The sequence below is a fragment of the Mesorhizobium sp. C089B genome (assembly GCF_030323125.1).
Lineage (GTDB): Bacteria > Pseudomonadota > Alphaproteobacteria > Rhizobiales > Rhizobiaceae > Mesorhizobium.
Map to the genome: position 1 here is coordinate 37,966 of NZ_CP100469.1, position 20,594 is coordinate 58,559.

General features: G+C 61.4%; 18 protein-coding genes. 12 read left to right on the forward strand and 6 right to left on the reverse strand.

Going from position 1 to position 20,594, the window contains the following annotated elements:
- Positions 1-14: 14 nt before the first annotated feature.
- The 8 genes from NLY44_RS00165 to NLY44_RS00200 all read left to right on the forward strand — a co-directional run bounded on the left by NLY44_RS00165 (position 15) and on the right by NLY44_RS00200 (position 8,984).
- Positions 15-740 carry an ABC transporter ATP-binding protein gene (locus NLY44_RS00165; RefSeq protein WP_023687183.1) on the forward strand — a complete coding sequence of 242 codons (726 nt, stop codon included), beginning with the start codon at positions 15-17 and terminating at the stop codon, positions 738-740.
- On the forward strand, positions 740-2,209 hold the full coding sequence (locus tag NLY44_RS00170) for a rhamnosyltransferase WsaF family glycosyltransferase (protein ID WP_023805752.1): 1,470 nt from the start codon (positions 740-742) through the stop codon (positions 2,207-2,209). The genes NLY44_RS00165 and NLY44_RS00170 overlap by 1 nt, the downstream gene beginning before the upstream one ends.
- A gap of 207 nt (positions 2,210-2,416) precedes the next feature.
- The gene (locus tag NLY44_RS00175; protein WP_286456394.1) at positions 2,417-2,965 is read left to right on the forward strand and encodes a sulfotransferase; all 549 of its coding nucleotides are present in this window, start codon (positions 2,417-2,419) and stop codon (positions 2,963-2,965) included.
- Between the two features lie 77 nt (positions 2,966-3,042).
- Positions 3,043-3,822 carry a sulfotransferase family protein gene (locus NLY44_RS00180; RefSeq protein ID WP_156941022.1) on the forward strand — a complete coding sequence of 260 codons (780 nt, stop codon included), beginning with the start codon at positions 3,043-3,045 and terminating at the stop codon, positions 3,820-3,822.
- The gene (locus tag NLY44_RS00185) at positions 3,822-5,189 is read left to right on the forward strand and encodes a sulfatase (protein ID WP_023805749.1); all 1,368 of its coding nucleotides are present in this window, start codon (positions 3,822-3,824) and stop codon (positions 5,187-5,189) included. Before NLY44_RS00180 ends, NLY44_RS00185 begins: the two co-directional genes overlap by 1 nt.
- Positions 5,190-5,367: 178 nt before the next feature.
- On the forward strand, positions 5,368-7,356 hold the full coding sequence (locus NLY44_RS00190) for a nucleoside-diphosphate sugar epimerase/dehydratase (protein ID WP_031356084.1): 1,989 nt from the start codon (positions 5,368-5,370) through the stop codon (positions 7,354-7,356).
- Positions 7,357-7,494: 138 nt separating this feature from the next.
- On the forward strand, positions 7,495-8,427 hold the full coding sequence (locus NLY44_RS00195; RefSeq protein WP_023732070.1) for a glycosyltransferase family 2 protein: 933 nt from the start codon (positions 7,495-7,497) through the stop codon (positions 8,425-8,427).
- 17 nt (positions 8,428-8,444) lie between these two features.
- Positions 8,445-8,984: a sugar transferase gene (locus NLY44_RS00200; protein WP_023684586.1), complete on the forward strand. Its 540-nt coding sequence runs from the start codon at positions 8,445-8,447 to the stop codon at positions 8,982-8,984.
- Here NLY44_RS00200 and NLY44_RS00205 read toward each other — a convergent pair.
- Together NLY44_RS00205 and NLY44_RS00210 are read right to left on the reverse strand one after the other, a co-directional pair.
- On the reverse strand, positions 8,972-9,907 hold the full coding sequence (locus NLY44_RS00205) for an NAD-dependent epimerase/dehydratase family protein (protein WP_023670715.1): 936 nt from the start codon (positions 9,905-9,907) through the stop codon (positions 8,972-8,974). The two genes, NLY44_RS00200 and NLY44_RS00205, sit on opposite strands and share 13 nt — an antisense overlap.
- Entirely contained in the window at positions 9,904-11,196 is a 1,293-nt protein-coding gene (locus NLY44_RS00210; RefSeq protein WP_031202480.1) for an O-antigen ligase family protein, read from the reverse strand. The genes NLY44_RS00205 and NLY44_RS00210 overlap by 4 nt, the downstream gene beginning before the upstream one ends.
- Positions 11,197-11,610: 414 nt before the next feature.
- On the opposite strand from NLY44_RS00210, the gene cysD reads away from it, so the two are divergent.
- From cysD to cysQ, 3 genes are read left to right on the forward strand one after another with little or no spacing between them, the layout of a single operon-like run.
- Positions 11,611-12,516 carry a sulfate adenylyltransferase subunit CysD gene (cysD, locus tag NLY44_RS00215; RefSeq protein WP_023805747.1) on the forward strand — a complete coding sequence of 302 codons (906 nt, stop codon included), beginning with the start codon at positions 11,611-11,613 and terminating at the stop codon, positions 12,514-12,516.
- A 2-nt stretch (positions 12,517-12,518) separates the two neighbouring features.
- Positions 12,519-14,456, forward strand: a complete 1,938-nt coding sequence (gene cysN / locus NLY44_RS00220) for a sulfate adenylyltransferase subunit CysN (RefSeq protein WP_023805746.1) — start codon at positions 12,519-12,521, stop codon at positions 14,454-14,456.
- A 10-nt stretch (positions 14,457-14,466) separates the two neighbouring features.
- Positions 14,467-15,255, forward strand: a complete 789-nt coding sequence (gene cysQ / locus NLY44_RS00225) for a 3'(2'),5'-bisphosphate nucleotidase CysQ (RefSeq protein ID WP_031196090.1) — start codon at positions 14,467-14,469, stop codon at positions 15,253-15,255.
- Position 15,256: 1 nt separating this feature from the next.
- Here cysQ and NLY44_RS00230 read toward each other — a convergent pair whose 3' ends face one another.
- The 4 genes from NLY44_RS00230 to NLY44_RS00245 form a co-directional block, all read right to left on the reverse strand.
- Positions 15,257-16,399 (reverse strand): DegT/DnrJ/EryC1/StrS family aminotransferase, encoded by a 1,143-nt coding sequence (locus tag NLY44_RS00230; RefSeq protein WP_023805745.1) that lies wholly within the window; start codon positions 16,397-16,399, stop codon positions 15,257-15,259.
- A 291-nt stretch (positions 16,400-16,690) separates the two neighbouring features.
- Positions 16,691-17,614, reverse strand: a complete 924-nt coding sequence (locus tag NLY44_RS00235; protein WP_023805744.1) for a carbohydrate kinase family protein — start codon at positions 17,612-17,614, stop codon at positions 16,691-16,693.
- The gene (locus NLY44_RS00240; RefSeq protein ID WP_023684581.1) at positions 17,611-18,057 is read right to left on the reverse strand and encodes an RbsD/FucU family protein; all 447 of its coding nucleotides are present in this window, start codon (positions 18,055-18,057) and stop codon (positions 17,611-17,613) included. Before NLY44_RS00240 ends, NLY44_RS00235 begins: the two co-directional genes overlap by 4 nt.
- Positions 18,058-19,284, reverse strand: a complete 1,227-nt coding sequence (locus NLY44_RS00245) for an ROK family transcriptional regulator (protein WP_023702241.1) — start codon at positions 19,282-19,284, stop codon at positions 18,058-18,060. It abuts the gene before it with no gap.
- Positions 19,285-19,548: 264 nt separating this feature from the next.
- Here NLY44_RS00245 and NLY44_RS00250 point away from each other — a divergent pair, with 264 nt between their 5' ends.
- Entirely contained in the window at positions 19,549-20,526 is a 978-nt protein-coding gene (locus tag NLY44_RS00250; protein ID WP_081725578.1) for a sugar ABC transporter substrate-binding protein, read from the forward strand.
- Positions 20,527-20,594 lie beyond the last annotated feature (68 nt).

Below are 20,594 nucleotides of genomic sequence, written 5' to 3' on the forward strand. Positions count from 1 at the left end.
ATATTGGAAGCCCCATGTCACCGCCATCCATTCATCTGAGCGACGTCACCGTCCGAATTCCGGTCTGGTCCGCTCCGGCAAATCGTTCTCTCAAGCAAGCCGCGCTCCGTTTCACCACGGGCGGGCGTTTGCTGGCCGGTGACTCCGGCCGTTTCGAAGTCGCGGCTCTCGATGGCGTATCGCTCGATCTTAAACCCGGCACCCGGCTGGGGCTGAGCGGGCACAACGGTGCTGGCAAGACGACACTGTTGCGCGTCTTGGCAGGCATTCTCAAACCCACCAGCGGGACAGCTGTGATCAACGGGGACTCGGCCGTCCTGATAACGCCCTCCATGGGTTTATCTCCCGAACTCACGGGCCGAGAGTTCATCCGGCTCCAGAGCCTCATGACCGGTATCGCCCCCCGTGAAATCGAGCGCCAGACCGAATCGATTATCGAGTTCTCGGAACTGGGCGATTTCATAAATTTGCCGGTACGCACCTACTCGTCCGGCATGCAGACACGGCTGTCGTTTTCGGTTGTCACCGCATATCCGACCGATATCGTGCTTCTTGACGAGGGGCTGGGCACGGGCGACGCGTCATTTCAAAAGAAGGCCAGAGAGAGAATGGAGCATTGGCTCAACAATGCCGCCATTGTCGTGCTGGCATCGCATTCCGATGCCCTGATCCGGTCGATGTGCAGTTCCGCGGTGTTTCTCGAGAAAGGTCGCGTCGTGAGAGAGGAGACCTTTGGCTAATGCGTCGTCAGCTGACTGCAACGCTCGCCGGCGCCGGCGCCCGCATCTTCGGGCACCAGGATTTGAAACAATCCTACCATAAGGTCTTCGACCCCGACGTTCCCCTGCAAAGCTATAGGGGCAGGCTTGCCTATTGGTGCATGTCGGCGGCGCACCGCCTTGGCTTCCTCTCCGACCTGCAACTGTCCTACCTGTCGCAGCTGCCGCTCGTCCCGGCGGTCGCTCCGCCAAACCATGTCTATGATCACGAGTTCTTGAACCTGCGGCTGAATCGAATCTACGACATGCCGGACGTCGAGATAGACGAGCGCCGGCCGCAGACGATCAATGTCCTGGTTCCTGCTTTCGACTTCAAATCGATCTCGGCCGGGTTCTTCGGCGTCTTCCAGATGGCGCTGTTCTTGCGCAAGACGGGCATCAATGTTCGCCTCGTCCTATTTGATAATTTCTATTTCAATATCGCCGACTTCAGAGAAAAGGTTTTGAAATACCCCGGTATGGAGGGTGTCTTCGACGAACTCGAAGTCGAGTATATCGGCGAGAGGCGGAAACCTCTTGCTATATCGCGCTACGATTATGCCGTGGCAACCGTTTGGTATTCAGCCTATTTTGCAGAAAAGATTACAGCGCGCACAGAGAGAAAGAAGTTTATATACCTGATACAGGACTATGAGGCTGCATTTTATCCGGCAAATAGTCTATATGCCGTTGCAGATCGTACATACGCGATGGACTACGACGCGATATTTTCAAGCGAAAGCCTTATGCAGTTCTTCATTTCGAATGATGTCGGCGGCATAAGGTCTCGCGGCATGTCGCATACGTTTTTCAACAACGCCTGCTCGTCCAATCTCCTGCCCAAGGACATGTTCATCCAACGCAATCTTGCAAAGAAAAAGAAGACGATCGTCTTCTATTCTCGGCCGGTGGTGGATCGGAATATGTTCGAACTTACAGCGTTAGCTCTTACGACGGCCTTCAGGCGGGGCATTTTCGACCCCGAGGAATGGGATTGCGTGGGCATGGGCTTGGGAGAAGGTGTTGTCGAGCTGCAGCCCGGGGTTCGATCGGTTTCGTTGCCAAGGATGGACCTCAGCAAATACATCGAGGAGGTCTCGGGTTTTGATATCTGTCTCACGCTGATGGCTTCTCCGCATCCGAGCATGATCCCGATGGATCTGGCCGGATCCGGCTGTGTCGTTGTGACAAATACCTTCAAGACAAAAACTGATGATTATTTGAAGGGCCTCAGCGGAAATATCATCCCGGCTGCTTCGGAATTGAATGAAATCGTTTCAGCTTTGGAGCTGGCAAAGTCGAGGAGCGAGGACCTGGAGCAGAGGTACAAATTCGCCAAGGCAATGAAGTATCCGCGGGATTGGGACCAGTCGCTCACTGCCAAACATCTGAATTTTTTCAAGCGTCGCCTGCAGGTTCGCGCGGAAAAAGCAGCAACAGGCAAACAATAACCGTCATGAATTTTTTCGATTGCCGGCGCCGCGGTCGGGGCGACTGCGAACATTGGGACACTAGGAGCGTAAGACGGTGGCGATGGCTACATCACACAAGGCGGTCAGACTCGCGTTGCCGCGGGGCCACGAACCCTGATAGTGGTCGGATGTGGCCGGGGCGGCACAAGTCTCGTCGCCGGTGCGGCCATAATCCTGGGCGTGCCCATGGGATCGTCACCCGATTCCATCATCCACGAGGATATGGAGCTCGTTTATGCGGCCCAGGGTCGGGACATCGATGGCCGCCTGATCGATGATTCGGCAGATGATGGCTTGAAGAAGCTGGAAGAGATCATCGAGGCGAGAAATGATGCCAATGATCTATGGGGTTGGAAAGATCCGTCTGCCGATCTTTACCTCGGGGCGATAGCGGAGGTCGTGAGGAACCCGTTCATCGTGTTCGTCAACCGTGACATGGCTGCGGTCGCCCAGTCCGAAGTCAAGCAGATGCAGTCCTCGATCGAGCAAGCCTATGACCTGGCGCTGATCAGGTACAGCAGATATTGGGAATTGCTGCAGCGATTGCAGTGGCCGACGCTCCTTGTCAGCTATGAGCGTTCGCTGTTGAACCCGGAGTCACTGTTGTGCGAGATCGCAGATTTTATTGGACTTGAGCCCCCAGCGAAAGACAGCTTGATTTCATCAAGCAGTTCGCTTCCGGGCGGGATTATCAGGAACTGGACTTGGCAAACGCCGCTGTCTAGGCTTCCTTGATGGCTTGCCGGGCACTTTCGTCGGGGGGCGAGAGACAGTGGTAACAAGGACGTAACCTTGGCATGGGGGCGCATGCATTGGACCAGCCTGTGTTGGGTTTCATCGTTGGTGGGGTGCAGAAGTCCGGCACGACCAGCCTGTTCGGCTATCTCAGCCAACACCCACAGCTGGCGACGCCGTCCGTCAAGGAGATGCATTTCTTTGACGACGAGACGCAGAACTGGACGGAGCCGGACTATCGCAAGTTGGGAAGCTTTTTTTCCGACGATGCTGGGAGAGGCATCGGATTTGACGTGACCCCGATCTATCTCTTCTGGCCGCCATCGCTGGAACGGATAAAGCGATACAATCCCGCAATTAAGCTTGTCTTCATCTTTCGCGATCCGATCGAGCGAGCGTGGTCGCAATGGCGTATGGAGACCGGTAACCGGTCGGAGTATCTGCCTTTTCACCTGGCGATCCGGCAAGGCCGCTGGCGACTAAAGGGGTTGGATCAGACCGATCCGGCATGGCGTGTGTATAGCTATGTCGAACGGGGCTTTTACGCACGCCAACTACGCCGGCTATTTGCCTTGTTCCCAAGGGAGAACGTTCTGCTCCTGCGTTCACTGGATTTGTTGAGGGATCACCAACCTACGCTGGATGCCGTTGCCGGGTTCCTTTCCATCCAACCGTTTCTCCCCCTTGCTCCGCGAACAGATCAGCTTGGGAGACGATGTGAGAACGAGCTTCGACCTGAGGACGTAACCTATTTGCGCGAGATTTTTTACGATGACACCGTCGAATTCTCCCGACTTTCGGGGCTGTCGGTTTCCGACTGGCCGACTATTGATTCGGGCTTGGCGGTAGAAGGCTGATGGAGCGACCCAACATCCTCTTCATCGTGGCTGACGACCTCAATTCCTGGATTGCGCCGTTGGGCCGCCATCCGGACGTCAAGACGCCTGCAATCGACCGACTCGCATCGCGTGGAACGACGTTTCTGCGCGCCTACTGCACGGCGCCCTATTGCAATGCCAGCCGGATGTCCGTGTTTACCGGATGCCTGCCGACGACAACGGGTGTCTATCAGAACGAGCCATTCTGGGAGGCGCCGCTGCGCCGGGTCACACTGCTCGAGCGCCTGCGCGAGGCCGGGTATTTCTGCATGGGTGCGGGGAAAGTGTTCCATGGCAGTTTCGACTACGCCGATGCAGGGCGCAACAGGACGCCGTCGGCAAGATGGAGCGACATCGAGAACCGCCCAGCCTTGTGGGACGAATTCCATACGACCGCCGCCGAGCCGATGCCGTTGCATCGGCCGCTCAACCGCATGTTTGATTTTGATGATTTCCCGAACGTAGCGTCGATGAATCATCACTTCGATTGGGGCGCCATCGAATCCGCTCGCGAGCCGGAGATGCCCGATTTCAAGACTGCGGACGCGGTTTGCGCCTTCCTGCAAAAACCGCACGAGCAGCCATTCTTTTGCGCGACGGGTTTCTACAAGCCGCATTTGCCCTGGTACGTACCGCAACAATTCCTTGATCTTTATCCTCTCGACAAGGTCAGCCTGCCCTTTGTCAAGAATGACGACCTTGACGACGTTCCCGCCATCGCAAAGGCTTGGGCTCTGTCGCCGCCTGACCACGAAACCGTCCTGAAACACGGGCAATGGCGCAACGCCGTCCAAGGCTATCTCGGGGCCATTTCCTACTGCGACAGTCAGATTGGACGTGTGCTTGACGCCCTGGATGCTTCGCCCGCCGCCGACAATACGATCGTGGTCCTTTGGGGAGACAACGGGTTCCACCTGGGCGAAAAGCTGCACTGGCGGAAATTCGTGCTGTGGGAGGAAGCAACGCGAGTGCCCTTCATTCTGGTGCCGCCACGAGGTATGGCGACATCGGCTCGCGTCGACCAGCCGGTCAGTCTGGTCGACTTGTTTCCTACGCTTCTTGATCTTTGCGGGTTCGAGCCACCAGCGGACATAGACGGCCGTTCACTCATGCCTTTGGCGCGGGGCGGCAAAATGGAAGACCATTGTGCGATCATGACATGGTTGCGCGGCAATCATTCTGTGCGGTCAAGCCGCTGGCGCTACACGCGCTACTCCGACTTGTCGGAAGAACTCTATGATTTGAGCGCCGACCCTTACGAGTGGAACAATCTGGCCGGCGACGCCCGCTTTGAGCAAATGCGCATGGATCTCGGTGCGCGCCTCCCGCCCGATCGCCTGGATTGAAGGCCAGCCAAGGGAATTTCCAAAAAAATATCTGGCGATCACTACAACTCCACGCTATGCGATACAAAGCGGCGGGGCTGGGGATTGGCACTCTAAACAGGTGATCGGTGACGGGTTTCCGTCGCTCTTGCACCACGTTAGTGTCCATGTCCTTGCGCCTGGAGTTCAGTACTACCCAATGACATCCTATGTAGAGGTCGTGTCCGGACTTCGGCCGAAGATGCGGCGCGCCATTATAATGATCCAGGATCTGGTCATGGTCCTGGTCGCGGTGGCGCTGAGTCTGGGGCTTTCTCAGTCGAGACTTTCATTCGACGCGCTCTCCACGGCCGGCCTGGCCTGCTGGGCAAGTATTGTTTTTCTCAGCCATATGCTGTTTCGCTATTGCGGCCTCTACAACACCGTGTGGCGTTTCGCCTCCACGCCGGACTTCTTCAACATCCTGAAGAGCTGCGCCATCCTGACCGTCACGCTCTATGTCGTCTCGCTGGCGGTTCGTTCGTTTCAGCCGGTGACCGGCCTCAACGAGCGCCAGTTCATCGTCTTTTTCCTCGTCTCCTTCACCATCATATCGGCGCCTCGGCTCTATTACCGGTTCCTGCGCGACGGGGCGAGCTGGCGAATCCTGAGCCGCAACGCAAACAATGCGGCGATCAAACAAGCGCTGTTCGTCGGCAGGCTTGGCGAAGCAGACGTCATCATCCGCTTCACACGCACGGCCGAGCCGGCCGAATATTCCATCGCCGGCATCATGGCCATCGAGAACGGCGCGCCGTTGGGCACGCAGATACAGGGCGTTCCGGTGGTGGCCGTGCGGCCCCGCCTGGTCGAGGTCCTCGAAGAATATGCAAGAGGCACCAAAAGCCTCGACATGCTGATTTTCGGCAATGGCACCGAACGCGAGATCGAGGAATATTCGGAACTGGTCCGTGTCGCCCGTCACAGCGGTATCGCCGTCGTCCAATTCTCCGGCGTTTCGGAGCTCGGCCAAGGCGGAAAGCTGGTACTCGACGCTGTCGAGATGGAAACCATCCTGCGCCGCTCCACAGTTGCTTCCGATATTGAGCGGATCGGCGGCTTTATCGGTGGCAAGCGCGTCCTGGTCACCGGCGGCGCCGGCTCAATCGGTCGCATCCTGGTCAAGCGGTCGCTGGAACTTGGCGCCGAGGCGGTTCTGGTCGCCGATATCTCGGAGTTCGGTATTTTCCAGCTCGACCAGCAGGTTGACGAAAAGGACCATGTCCGGCTCAAGAGCCGCATCGTCGATGTCACAGACCGGCGCCAGATCACCCGCGTCGTCAGCGATTTCAAGCCCGACATCATCTTCCATGCCGCCGCGCTCAAACATGTGCCGCTGCTCGAGGAAAATTGGGAATCGGCGATCCAGACCAACATTTTGGGCACCCTCGTCTGCGCCGAGGTTGCCGCCAAATGCGGGGTGCCGCAGTTCCTGCTGATTTCCAGCGATAAGGCGGTCGATCCGACCTCGGTGCTCGGTATGACGAAACGCGCCGCCGAGCAGATCGTCTCTTCGCTGCACGAAACGCACGCCACCGGGGCCAGCGGCCGTCGCTCCGGCACCAAGTTCATCGCCGTGCGGTTCGGCAATGTCTTCGGCTCCAATGGCTCGGTCGCCACCATCTTCCAGGCGCAGATCGAGGCCGGCGGTCCGGTCACCATCACCGATCGCCGCATGACCCGCTACTTCATGACGGTGGCCGAAGCCGTCGACCTCGTCATCATGTCGGCGGCCGACGCCGAGCGGCGCCAGGGCAAGGACGACTACGCCATCTACATGCTCGACATGGGCAAGCCGGTGCCGATCCTCGAAGTCGCTGAAACCATGATCCGCATGGCCGGCAAAAGCCCCTACACCGACATTCCGATCCGTTTCACCGGGATCAGGCCGGGCGAGAAGCTTCACGAAGTGCTGCATGGCGGCAATGAGGAGATCGTCGCGCTGGATATCCCCAAGATCTTCGGCCTCAGGACCGATGTCGTGGGATGGCCCAAGGTCCAGGCGGCGCTGACATTGCTGCAGGCGGCCATGCGCGATCAGGACAAGGCCTCGGCGCTCGCCGTCATGGCCGGCCTCTATCAGGCGGAAGAGCCTCCAAGTGAGGCACGCCGGGAAACCGTTGCGAAAACAGTCGGGCAAGCTGGTTAGAGCAATTCCAAGAAAAGTGTGGAGCGGTTTTCCGTCCGGGATTGCGTCAAAACAAAGAGCCTGTCCTGATCGACCGGGATTGGCTATTGAAACCGATCCGATGGCCGTTCCCAGGCGTTTGCAGATGATTTTGAACCAGTGAGCAGACAAGATCAGCGCGTGGCCGTGCTGCTGGGCACGAAAGATGGCGCGGCTTTCCTTGACGAGCAGCTCGCGTCGCTGGCTGCGCAATCGCATCCTGTTGTCGACCTCTGGGTTTCCGACGACGGTTCGACAGACGGCACTTCGGCCATTATCGGCGCCTGGCAGAGCCGCTGGTCCAAGGGCCGGTTGACCCTGTCGAATGGTCCTCGCCAAGGCTTTGCCGCCAATTTCCGCGCGATGATCATCGATCCGCGCATCGAGGCCGACTACTACGCCTTCTGCGACCAGGACGACATCTGGGAGCCGGACAGGCTGGAGAGCGCCATTGCCTGGATGCAAGGGCACGACGCCGGAACGCCGCTGCTGTTTTGCTCCAGAACCGCGACCATGTCCGAAACCGGAGCAGCGCAAGGGTATTCGCCGCTGTTCCAGCATCCACCCGCATTTCGCAATGCGCTTGTGCAAAGCATTGCCGGCGGCAACACGATGATGATCAACCGCGCCGCGCGAAAGTTGCTGGCAAAGGCATCGGCAAGGACCGAGTTCGTCAGCCATGACTGGTGGACCTATCTGATCGTCACGGCTGCCGGCGGCATTGTCCGCTATGACCCGCGACCGCTGGTGCGCTACCGCCAGCATGAGGCAAACCTGGTCGGCGCCAACGTGTCGTGGAAGGCGAGGCTGTCGCGGCTGGGGCGCCTCTTCAGGGGCGAGTTCGCCGTCTGGACCGATCACAATCTGAGCGGCCTGGCCGTCAATCGCGACATCCTCACGAGGGATGCCGCCGCCTGTCTCGGCCTGTTCATCAGGGCGCGAAAGGGCGGTATCTTGCGACGCCTGCGCCTTCTCAGGAAAAGCGGCGTCTACCGGCAGACGCTGGCTGGGACGCTTGGGCTCTATGTGGCCTTCATCTGGCGGCGGATCTAGAGCATGCTGAGATGGCCATGAGGGGACCCAAGCGAGCTTTCGATCTCGTCGCGGCGGCGGTTCTGTTGCCGCTGACCTCGCCCGTCACCCTGCTTGCCATACTGGCAATCAGGCTGTCGTCGCCCGGACCGGCACTCCTCTCCCAAACTCGCGTCGGCCAGCACGGGGTGCTGTTTCGCTGCCACAAGTTGAGGACGATGGTTGTGGGAACGCCATCTCTGCCCTCGCATCAGGCGCCGGCAAACTCCGTCACCGCCGCCGGTAAGGTGCTGCGAAAATTCAAGATCGACGAGCTGCCGCAGCTCTGGAACGTGCTGAAGGGCGAGATGAGCCTGGTCGGGCCGCGTCCATGCCTGCCCACGCAAACCGAGTTGGTCGACCGCCGCAGGCAATTGGGTGTGCTTGCCGCACTTCCAGGCATTACCGGGCTTGCGCAGATGAGAGGCATCGACATGTCGGATCCGAAACTCTGCGCCGAAACCGATGCAGAATATCTCAGGGGAGCCTCGATCGGACTCGACGTCAAAATCCTGCTTGGCACAATCTACCGGACCTGACGGGCCTGTCGTGCAAGTTCCTCAATCCGGCCGAGCGTGTCGGTTTCCGGCATCCAGCCTTCCGAGATCAGCAGTGACGGGTCGCAAATCTGTGTCGCCATGGAAGCGTCGTACGCTGCTTTTCTGCCAAGCAGTGTGGCGAACAGCCTGAATGGCCAGGCCGGCACAGGAACGAGCCGGGTCGGAACGTCGTATCCGTGCCTGAATGCAGTCAAGATTTCGAACATCGCAACGGGGGAAGCATCGCCCAGGACATAGGTCGGGCGCGGTGGCGTGGGACGAGTCAAAAGATGCGCCACGGCGCCAGCCACCGCGTCGCGCGATATCAGCGAACGAACTGCGGTGAAAGCGCCTAAGGGCAATGGTAAGGCAATGGCGGCAGCCCGCATCATTCCACGCAGGTTTCCCTTCATGCCTTCGCCATAGACCGGCGGCAGGCGCAGCGCCGTGGCATCGGAGGGCCTGGACGCATAGGCTTCCAGTGTCTTGATCTCGCCTTCGCGTTTCGAGCGCCCGTAGGCGCATTGCGGGGCAGGGAGCGTCGCCTCGCTAATCGTTCCGCTGAAACCGGGACCGGCTACTGCCCGGATCGACGACAGATAGATGAAGCGCCCGCTTGTCCGCGAGGCGGCCGCGCGCGCCAGCTGCGCGGTCAGTGTCGCGTTGGCTGCCATGAAGTCGGCTTCGCTCGCCTTGCGGTCATTGTTGAGCGCCGCACAGTGGACGACATGGGTGATATCTCGCATCAGCGCCTGGTATGCCTGAGCCGGTGCGTCGAAGTCCGGCAACAAAACCGCATCGCTCACGGGATCGAGCCGTTCCGGGTGGCGCGATGCCATGCGCACCCCGAACCCGGCTTCGCGCAGCTGGTTGACGACCTGCCTGCCGATGAAACCCGTCGCGCCTGTGACCAGCACTTTCACGGCCGGCTTGCCTGGGGCGCCGGGGCCGGTGCCTGTTGTTCCGGCAGCATTTGTTGCCGGCCCGATGCAAGATATGTCCCGGACACCAGGAACACCATCAGTGTGGCATCGAGGATGTCGTGGCCGACCAGGATGCCGGTCAGGCCGCCGATGAGGTAGATGATCGCAGTGACGACAATCATCGTGGCGCCGAACCGCTCGATCGCGTCCGTGCTGGTGCGCAGCACGATGGCCGCGTTTCTCGCGGCAACGAAGAACACAGCCGCGAGCGTTACGGCTCCAAGCAGCCCGGCCTCCACCAATGCAGTCAGGAAGCCATTGTGAAAATGGCTGAAGCCCGTGGACGGCATGTGGAACTGATTGTGGAATCCATCCTTTATCAGCTCACGGCTTGCAGCAATGCCGTGACCGAAAATCGGCATGTCGTGGAAGGCGCTCAGCCCAATCTGCCAAAGTGCGGCGCGCAAGCCGAGCGCGGTCGTGTGGTCGCCCTTCGTGGCGAGCGCATCCCAGTCGCTGAACAGGAAGGCCGCGCGCTCGGAAATGATGGGGAGACCAATGACCGCGATGACGATGCCGATCGCGCCCGCAATCAGCAAAAGCCGAATGGCGTTTCTGTTGTTGAGCTTGCGACGGTTGATCAGCAGGACCGCTATGCCGGCCACCAGCATCGCCAGCCAGATGATCCGCGACCCCGAATAGACAATGGCGACCGCGCCGGCCAGTGTCGCGCAGGCCAGCAACGCCCTGTTCTTTTCGACACCCGATAAGGCGCCTGCCAGGCACATCATCATGCTGAGGCAGGCGACGGTCGCGAACACGATCGGATTGCCGGCGCCGCCTTCGGCCCGTATGCCCAGCCCGTGATATTGCACGACCGCCAGCAGCAGGGCGCCAAAACAGGCGGCGGCGCTCGCCAGCACGACGATGCGCGTCAGCGTGGTTTTCTCGGTAATGCTCCAGGTCGCGTATGAGACAGGGAAAAACAGGAAGGTGATCAGCCCTGCCAGATGCGGCGCATCCCTGGCGATCGAATTGTTGACGATGGAGGCGAGCACGCTGGCTGCGCAATAGGCATAGATGGCCACCGTCATCGCGGTCATCGGCCGGTCGATGTTGAAACGCCGTCTTTTCAGCGCAAGCAGAAGCACCGACCACAGGCCGCCGCCATTGAACAAAAAGCTGACCGCCGATCCCAGTACCGGCGGGAAAAAGAAGCACAAAATGGAGAAGGTGACGTTGATCCGTGACGGCGAAACGTGCTGCTTGATGGCGGAGATCGGGGTCAATGCTCTGGTTCACAATGCGCTGGGTCGCGTGGCGACGGACAATGTTTGGCGGCGGCATTTGCGGCATGCCGCCCGGCGCAGGTTCAGGAGCCGGTATAGCGGCTGGGTGCGGTTTTCGAAAGTGCGACGAGGTCGGGCGGGCGTTTCTTTCGGTTCAGGCAAGATTTTTCCCGGCCTTTGAATGCTATCGCTCCGGCGGGCAGGAATTTTCGGATTCTAGGCTTTTCATGGAAAATTCGTTGCCGATCGGTGTGGCCGCCGGCCTTTCCAGCGTTGTTATATCAGGTGGCGATCTGCTAGAACGCCGGCACGAACCGATAGTGTCCAGCAGTGAAGCTTGAACCGGGCGGCTGAAAAGGACGCCCGATCCATCTGATGCAAGGTCTGGATTGCACGAGAGAACGCTCACAGTCCATGAACATCGCGCTTACGCACCTGCAGCGGCTCGAGGCCGAGTCCATCCACATCTTCCGTGAGGTTGCCGCCTCCTTCTCCAAGCCGGTGATGCTCTATTCCGTCGGCAAGGATTCCTCCGTGCTGATGCATCTGGCGATGAAGGCCTTCTATCCGGCCAAGCCGCCTTTCCCCTTCCTGCATGTCGACACCACCTGGAAGTTCCGCGAGATGATCGCCTTTCGCGACCAGATGGCGCAGAAGCTCGGCTTCGACCTGCTGGTCCACGTCAATGAAGACGGCGTGCGCGACGGTATCAACCCCTTTGACCATGGCTCGAACACCCACACCCATGTCATGAAGACGGTGGCGTTGCGCCAGGCGCTCGACAAATACGGCTTTGACGCTGCCTTCGGCGGGGCTCGGCGCGACGAGGAGAAGTCGCGCGCCAAGGAGCGCATCTTTTCCTTCCGCAACGCCCAGCATGTCTGGGACCCGAAGAACCAGCGGCCGGAGATGTGGAAGATCTTCAACACCCGCATCGCGCCGGGCGAATCGATCCGCGTGTTTCCGCTGTCGAACTGGACCGAGCTCGATATCTGGCAGTACATTCTGCAGGAAAACATCCCGATCGTGCCGCTCTATTTCGCCAAGGAGCGGCCGGTGGTCGAACGCGACGGCATGCTGATCATGAAGGATGACGATCGCATGCAATTGCGCCCCGGTGAGACGATGGAGAACCGTCTGGTGCGTTTCCGCACGCTCGGCTGTTATCCGCTGACCGGCGCCATCGAATCCGAAGCCGACACGCTCGAAGCCATCGTCGGCGAGATGCTGACGGCGCGCACCTCCGAGCGCCAGGGCCGCCTCATCGACCGCGATGAAGCCGGCTCGATGGAAAAGAAGAAGCGCGAGGGATATTTCTAAGCATGCGCCATATCCTGGCCAAGAGCCTCGCTCCCACCGACGGCGTGCGCGAATACATGGCGGCGCAGGAGAAGAAGTCGCTGCTGCGCTTCCTCACCTGCGGCTCGGTCGACGACGGCAAGTCGACGCTGATCGGCCGTCTTCTGTCCGACACAAAGCAGATCTTCGAGGACCAGCTCGCCGCACTCGAGCGCGATTCCCGCAAGCACGGCACCACTGGCGACGACATCGACTTCGCGCTTCTGGTCGACGGCCTCGAGGCCGAGCGCGAGCAAGGCATCACCATCGACGTCGCCTACCGCTTCTTCGCCACGCCCAAGCGCAAGTTCATCGTCGCCGACACCCCCGGCCATGAACAGTACACCCGCAACATGGCGACCGGCGCATCGACTGCCGATCTCGCCATCGTGCTGATCGATGCGCGCCAGGGTGTGCTGCGCCAGACCCGGCGCCACTCGATCATCGCTTCGCTGCTCGGCATCCGCCATATCGTGCTTGCCGTCAACAAGATCGACCTCGTCGATTTCGACCAGGCGGTGTTCGACCGTATCGTCGAGGATTACCGGCAGTTCTCGCACGAGCTCGGCTTCCAGACGATCGTGCCGATCCCGATGTCGGCCCGCTATGGCGACAATGTCACCAGCCGCTCCGGCAAGACGGCGTGGTATTCCGGCCCGTCGCTGATCGAGCATCTCGAAACCGTATCGGTCGACGAGGCCGCGGTCGAACTGCCGTTCCGGTTTCCGGTGCAGTATGTCAACCGGCCCAATCTCGACTTCCGCGGCTTTGCCGGCACCATCGCGTCCGGCTCCGTCGCGCAGGGCGACGAGGTGGTGGTCGCCAAATCCGGCAAGGCCTCGCGGGTCAAGCGCATCGTCGCGCAAGGCGGCGATCTTGCCCAGGCGGTGGCCGGCCAGGCCATCACCCTTGTGCTCGATGACGAGGTCGAGGTCTCCAGAGGCAACATGCTGGTGTCGCCGGCGGCACGGCCGCAGGTCGCCGACCAGTTCGCCGCCAACATCGTCTGGTTCGACGAGGCAGCGCTGCTGCCGGGACGCTCTTATATACTGCGCACCGAGACCGACCAGACCAGCGCCACCGTCACCGACCTGAAATACCGCGTCAACGTCAACGACTTCGCTCGCGAGGCGGCGAAGTCGCTCGAGATGAACGAAGTCGGCATCTGCAATATCTCGACCCGGGCGCCGATCGCCTTCGACACCTTCGCCGACAACCGCGATACCGGCGCCTTCATCCTGATTGACCGCATCACCAATGCCACGGTCGGCGCCGGCATGATCCTGCATTCCTTGCGCCGCGCCGAAAACATCCATTGGCAGTCGCTCGATGTCGGCAAGCGCGGCCGCTCCGACCTCAAGAGCCAGCGCCCCGCCGTATTCTGGTTCACCGGTCTTTCCGGCTCGGGCAAGTCGACCATCGCCAATCTGCTTGAGAAGAAGCTGTTCGCTTCGGGGCGTCACACCTACATTCTCGACGGCGACAATGTCCGCCACGGCCTCAACCGCGATCTCGGCTTCACCGACGCCGATCGGGTCGAAAACATCCGCCGTGTCGCCGAAGTGGCAAAGCTGATGGCCGATGCCGGGCTGATCGTCATCGTCTCCTTCATTTCCCCCTTCAGCGCCGAGCGGCGCATGGCCAGGGAGTTGATGGCCGACGGCGAGTTCGTCGAAGTGTTCGTCGATACGCCGTTCGAGGAATGCGCCCGACGCGACCCGAAAGGCCTTTACGCACGGGCGCTGAATGGCGAGATCAAGAACTTCACCGGCGTCGATTCCCCGTATGAAGCTCCCGAAAATCCCGAAATCCATCTCAAGACACTCGGCAAGACGGCCGAGGAGATGGTAGAGGCTCTGGAACACTGGCTGAATGAGCGCGACATTGCCGAAGACCAATATGACAGCGGCGGCGGCATCTGACGACGAAGTGATGCTCGACGTGTTCGAGCGCCTGGCGCTCGAAGCCGGACGCGAGGTGATGCGGGTCTTCAAGGCCGGCTGCGCGGTCGACAGCAAGTCGGACTCCTCGCCGGTCACGGAAGCCGACCGCGAGAGCGAGACGATCATCCTCGCCGGCCTGCGTGCGGCCTATCCCGACATTCCCTGCGTGGCCGAGGAAGAGGTCGCCGAAGGCATTGTGCCGCCCGATCTGGATGGCGCCTTCTTCCTGATCGATCCGCTCGATGGAACGAAGGAATTCGTCAACCGCCGGACCGATTTCACCGTCAACATCGCGCTTGTCCGGCACGGCGTGCCGGAGATCGGCGTCGTCTTCGCACCGTGCAGCGGGCGGTTCTTCTCTGGACGGCCGGGCTGGGCCGAAGCAATCGAGGTCGATGGCGACTTCCGTATCGTCGGCCGCCGGCGGATTTCGGTTAGGAGGGCGGTCACGCCGCTGGCGGTCGTTGCCAGCCGCTCGCACAACACCCCGGAGACCGAAGCCTTCATCAAGGATCTCGGCGCCGCCGAGATCGTCTCGGTCGGCTCATCGCTGAAATTCTGCCTGCTCGCCGCAGCCGAAGCCGACATCTATCCGCGCTTCGGCCGCACCATGGAATGGGACACGGCGGCCGGCGACGCCGTACTGCGCGCCGCCGGCGGCATGACGCGCACGCTGGACGGCGAGCCGCTCACCTATGGCAAGCGCAAACAGAGCGACGACGAGGATTTCGCCAACCCGCATTTTATTGCGAGCGGGAAGGCGGCGGACGCGGCGTAACTTACGCCGCCGCTACATGCGCCGAGTTCGAGCCAATGTAGTTGCGGATCGTCTCGATGATGCGGTCCTGGTCGGCTTCGCTGAGATAGGGATGCATCGGCAGGCACAGGATGCGCTTCGGCAGTTCCTCCGAAACCGCAAGCCCGGTCGGCGTGCGCGGATAGTCGCGATAGGCGACCTGCTCGTGCAGCGGCTTCACATAATAGATCACCGAAGGGATGCCCTTTTCGCCGAGATGCGCCCTCAACCCGTCGCGCTTCGGCGTCTCGATGGCGTATTGCGCCCAGGCCGAGCGGCCACCGCCCAGATTGCGTGACGTCTTGACGATGTCGCCGAGACCTTCGGCGTAGCGCTTGGCCACCACCTGGCGGGCGACCATCTCGTCTTCCAGGATGGCGAGTTTCTCGATCAGGATCGCCGCCTGGATCGTGTCGAGGCGTGAATTGATGCCGACGCGGACATTGTCATACTGCGTCTCGCCCTTACCGTGGAACGCAAACGAGCGCAGCTGGTCGGCCAGCGCGTCGTCATTGGTGAACATCGCGCCGCCATCGCCGTAGCAGCCCAGCGGCTTGGCCGGATAAAAGCTGGTCGAGCCGACATGGCCGAAGGCGCCGCACATTGTGCCGTCGGCCGAACCGCCGATCGACTGCGCCGCATCCTCGATCACCAGCAGCCCTTCGCGCTTGGCAATCGCCATGATCGCGTCGTAGTCGGCGGCAAGCCCGAACAGATCGACGGGAATGATCGCCTTCGGCTTCAGCCGGCCTTCCTTCTGGATCATGGCGATCGCCGCCTCGAGGCTGGCGATGTCGATGTTGTAGGTCTCGGCGTCGACATCGACGAACACCGGTTCGGCCTTGGCAAGCGCCACCACTTCCGCCGTCGCGGCAAAGGTGAAGCTCGGCACGAACACCGCGTCGCCGGGGCCGATACCGGCGGCAAACAGCGGCAACAGCAGCGCGTCGGTGCCGTTGGCGCAGGCCACGACATGCTTGGTGCCGATATAGGCTGCGAGCTTGTTTTCGAATTCGGTGACTTGCGGCCCTAGGATATAGCGGCCTTCCTCGACGACATTGTCGATCGCGGCCTTCAGCCGGTCGCGGATACGTTCGCGCTGCGCGCCAAGATCGATGAATTGCATGTCGGCCTCAAAACGGTGTGGTGCGGGCCGCCCCAACGACACGCACAGAAACAACAACTTAACCGGGCCGCTGGTACCAGAGTTGGGCCGGTCTAGAAAGCCGGACCGGCCGCGGGACGGGTTGTGTAGGTGTCGCAGCCTGTTACTTCAGGCTTTCCCTGCATTGCCGCAAGATGCCGGAAATCCGGGCTTCGCCACCTATTAATCCGGCTGATTCAGTCCGTCTTTCCGGCTCGCGGAAACATAAAGTGATCGGCTGCTTGCAGCGGCTGGCGGCGGACTAAGCGTGGATCAGGCGATTTCGTGCCGCCAGGGCGGGTTGGCGCCGGCCCGCGACACGGTCACCGCCGCCGCTTTGGCGCCGAGGGCCAGCGCTTGACGGATGGCGTCCTCCGAAAGGCCGCCGATCCCGGCCTTGGTGAGCAGGCCTTGCTCGTGCAGCGAGGCCAGAATGCCGGCATTGAAAGTGTCGCCGGCGCCGACCGTGTCGACCACCTCCACCTTATGCGGCATCACCGTGACCTTGTGTTCCCTGCTGTAGCCGACGGCACCTTCGCTGCCGTGGGTAACGACGATCAGCTTCGGGCCGCGATCCAGCCAGTTGCGGATGACGTCCTCATGCGAGCCGGCCTCGCCGAACCAGTGCAGATCCTCATCCGATAGCTTCACGATGTCGGCCATCGCCATCATCGAGCGGATGCGCCGGAGGTGCTTGGCTTTGTCGGGGATGAAGTTCGGCCGGATGTTGGGGTCGAGCATCATGACGCGGCGTTCGTGCTCGCGTTTCATGAATTCTTCGTAGGCAGCACCCGCCGGGTCCGAAATCAGGCTGATGGCGCCAAACAGCATGGCTTCGATCTCGGCGCCCAGTGTCGGCAGATCCTCTGTCGTCAGCATGCGCCCGGCGGTGTTTTCGTCGTAGAAAGTGTAGGTCGCCTGGCCGTTGGTGAGCCGCACGAAGGCGAGCGTGGTCGGGCGAGGGGAGGTGTGCGCATAGGTGGAGCTGACCTTGCTTGCGCCGAGCGCCTCGCGGAACTGGCCGCCGAACAGATCCGACGACAGGCCGGAAAAGAAGCCGGCGGGCGCGCCGAGGCGGCCAAGCGCGATCGCCGTGTTGAACACCGCGCCGCCGACATAGGGCGCAAAGGCCGGCTCGCCCTGTGTCGTGGTGCGCGGCAGCATGTCGATCAGGGCTTCGCCGCAGCAGAGGATCATGATTTCTTGTTCTCCGGCGGATAGATCACGCCCTTGCGGATGATGATGTTGGCGTAGAGCCGGGGTTCGCTGGTCCCGACGATCGCATATGCCGACCGGACGCGTGCATAGAAGTCGGCGCCCGCCAGCGCAACCACCTTGCGGCCCGGCGCGCGCCTGGTGCAGATCGTTTCGATTTCATGGTGGACCGGATCGGCGACCGAGGGATCGCCTTTTACCGAGGCACGAAACAGCGCTTCCGGCACGAAGTCGTCCACCGGCAGCACGCTCAAAATGGCGTCAAGCACCGGTATGAGGTGAAGACCGTCGGCGCGGATCAGCCGGTTTGCCTGTTCTTCCGCCGGATAGTTGCCGTCGACGAGCGCGATCTCGTCGCCATGGCCCATGGCGCGCAATGTCGCCAGAAGCTCCGGACCGAGCAGCGACGGAATACCGATCAGCATTCAGATGCTCCTGGAAATCGTGGTCGAACCGATGAGGAAGCGTTCGGACAGCGGCAGGCTGGCGCCGCCCAGCGCGCGGGCATGGATGCCGACGGTGCCTTCGCGCACCACCGGAAGCTTCAGCCCTTCGCCATCGATCGTACCGATCGCCTGCCTGATCGCATCGACGAGCCGGCGCCGGACAGCGAGCGGCATCCAGCCGTCGATCACCGCGGCCTCGAAATCGATCACCGAGGACGCCGATACGATGGCATAGGCCAGCGCCTGAGCGGCATTGGCGATCCAGTCGTCGAGCTCGTGACCGATCTCGCCCCAATCCTCAGGCGACGTCCACAGATGCGAAGCCTCGACGCCGCGTGCGTTAAGCGCCTTTTCCAGCATGGCGATCGAGGCGACGTCGATGAGCTGCGTCGGCTTGCCGTCCGGCCCCGGCACCGGCATCGAACCCAGCGCCCCGGCATTTCCGGTTGGCCCGCCGAACAGCCGGCCGTTGAGCACGATGCCGCCGCCGGCAAAGGCGCCGATATAGAAATAGACGAAGTCGCGCGCCCCGCCGGTCTGGCCGAACACCAGTTCGGCGCCGCAGGCGGAGGTGGCGTCATTCTGCAGATAGACCGGGAATTCGCACTGCGCCTGGATGTCGGCACGGATGTCGCGATGGCGCCATTCGTCCATGATGTCGCGCGGCGCGCCGGCGGTGTCGGCCCAGTTCCACAGTTCGAACGGCATGGCGATGCCGAGCCCGGCAATGCGCTTGTCCTGCGCAGGTGTCAGTTCGGCGCGCATCGTCTTCATGCCTTCGGTGACGAACTCAACCGTCTCGCGCGGCGCCGGATAGCGGTAGGAGTGCTGCAGCATGGAACGCACAGTTCCGAGGAAATCGATCAGCACCAGTTCGGCGCTGCGGCGGCCGATCTTGAGGCCGATGAAGAAGGCGCCTTCGGGGTTCAGCGCCATCGGGATGGAGGGCTGGCCGATCTTGCCGCGCAACGGCGCCTGGCGCAGCAGCAGGCTGTCTTCCTCCAGTTCGCGCATGATGACCGAGACGGTCTGCGCTGAAAGCCCGGTCATGCGCGCAATGTCTGATTTGGCCAAGCTGCCGTGCTGGCGAACCAACGACAGCACCAGCCGCTCATTGTGGTCGCGCATGCCGCTCTGGTTGGTGCCACGGTGGAGACGGCTGGCGGCCGCCTCGGGCGAACCGTGCCTCGCAATGCCGGTCTCCACCCTTGTTCCTTCCCTTGGTTTATTCTTACCGCTTTTGCGGCAGAATGAGTGAACCGCGCAAAGCTGTCAATAATAAATAAGAGTGATTTAATTATTGACAGGCGGCTCCCGCTGGTGTCATTTGAGGGCGCGTCCACACTGGGAGAACTTCAGTGGATGCGCTCAAGATGCCGGTTGGCGGCATCCGCATGGTTCCATGGGAGGAAGATCGTGACCAAAGCTTTATTGAAGTCCACCGTGTTCGCCGCGGCGGGCCTCGGCCTGATGGCGTTTGCTTCGACAGCATCGGCCGCCGGCGTCGGCGCCTGCCTGATCACCAAGACCGACACCAACCCCTTCTTCGTCAAGATGAAGGAGGGCGCGACCGCCAAGGCCAAGGAACTTGGCGTCGACCTCAAGACCTATGCCGGCAAGATCGACGGCGACAGCGAGAGCCAGGTGGCGGCGATCGAAAGCTGCATCGCCGACGGCGCCAAGGGCATCCTGATCACCGCGTCCGACACCAAGGGCATCGTGCCGACGGTGAAGAAGGCGCGTGACGCCGGCCTGCTGGTGATCGCGCTCGATACCCCGCTGGACCCGATCGATGCCGCCGACGCGACCTTCGCGACGGACAATCTGGAAGCCGGCAAGCTGATCGGCGCCTGGGCAGCCGCGACCCTCGGCGACAAGGCCAAGGACGCCAAGATCGGTTTCCTCGACCTGACCCCCTCACAGCCGACCGTGGATGTGCTGCGCGACCAGGGCTTCATGATGGGCTTCGGCATCGACGTGAAGGATCCCAACAAGATCGGCGATGAGGACGATGCCCGCATCGTCGGCCACGACGTCACCAACGGCAATGAAGAAGGCGGCCGCAAGGCGATGGAAAACCTTCTGCAGAAGGACAACTCCATCACCGTCATCCACACCATCAACGAGCCCGCCGCTGTCGGCGCCTACCAGGCGCTCAAGGCGGTCGGTCTCGAAAGCCAGGTGCTGATCGTCTCGGTCGATGGCGGCTGCCCCGGCGTGAAGTCGGTGACCGAAGGCGTCATAGGCGCCACCTCGCAGCAATACCCGCTGCAGATGGCGGCACTCGGCATCGAGGCGATCGCCGCCTTCGCCAAGGACGGCGCCAAGCCGAAGCCGACCGAAGGCAAGAACTTCTTCGACACCGGCGTCAACCTCGTCACCGACAAGCCGGCCAATGGCGTGAAGTCGATCGACACCAAGGAAGGCCTCGCCAAGTGCTGGGGCTGATGGCTGCCTGACAGCCAGCGGCAAGCTGACGGCCGGGGGCTTGATCCCCGGCCGCTTCGGGTGGACGA

What these genes read in the sequence shown, in the direction of transcription:
- NLY44_RS00170 (WP_023805752.1), top strand. Translation starts at nt 740, where the DNA reads ATGCGTCGTCAGCTGACTGCAACGCTCGCCGGCGCCGGCGCCCGCATC.
- NLY44_RS00235 (WP_023805744.1), bottom strand. Translation starts at nt 17,614, where the DNA reads ATGATCCTCTGCTGCGGCGAAGCCCTGATCGACATGCTGCCGCGCACC.
- cysN (WP_023805746.1), top strand. Translation starts at nt 12,519, where the DNA reads ATGCGCCATATCCTGGCCAAGAGCCTCGCTCCCACCGACGGCGTGCGC.
- NLY44_RS00240 (WP_023684581.1), bottom strand. Translation starts at nt 18,057, where the DNA reads ATGCTGATCGGTATTCCGTCGCTGCTCGGTCCGGAGCTTCTGGCGACA.
- NLY44_RS00230 (WP_023805745.1), bottom strand. Translation starts at nt 16,399, where the DNA reads ATGCAATTCATCGATCTTGGCGCGCAGCGCGAACGTATCCGCGACCGG.
- NLY44_RS00250 (WP_081725578.1), top strand. Translation starts at nt 19,549, where the DNA reads ATGGCGTTTGCTTCGACAGCATCGGCCGCCGGCGTCGGCGCCTGCCTG.
- cysD (WP_023805747.1), top strand. Translation starts at nt 11,611, where the DNA reads ATGAACATCGCGCTTACGCACCTGCAGCGGCTCGAGGCCGAGTCCATC.
- NLY44_RS00175 (WP_286456394.1), top strand. Translation starts at nt 2,417, where the DNA reads ATGGGATCGTCACCCGATTCCATCATCCACGAGGATATGGAGCTCGTT.
- cysQ (WP_031196090.1), top strand. Translation starts at nt 14,467, where the DNA reads ATGCTCGACGTGTTCGAGCGCCTGGCGCTCGAAGCCGGACGCGAGGTG.
- NLY44_RS00185 (WP_023805749.1), top strand. Translation starts at nt 3,822, where the DNA reads ATGGAGCGACCCAACATCCTCTTCATCGTGGCTGACGACCTCAATTCC.
- NLY44_RS00165 (WP_023687183.1), top strand. Translation starts at nt 15, where the DNA reads ATGTCACCGCCATCCATTCATCTGAGCGACGTCACCGTCCGAATTCCG.
- NLY44_RS00200 (WP_023684586.1), top strand. Translation starts at nt 8,445, where the DNA reads ATGAGGGGACCCAAGCGAGCTTTCGATCTCGTCGCGGCGGCGGTTCTG.
- NLY44_RS00190 (WP_031356084.1), top strand. Translation starts at nt 5,368, where the DNA reads ATGACATCCTATGTAGAGGTCGTGTCCGGACTTCGGCCGAAGATGCGG.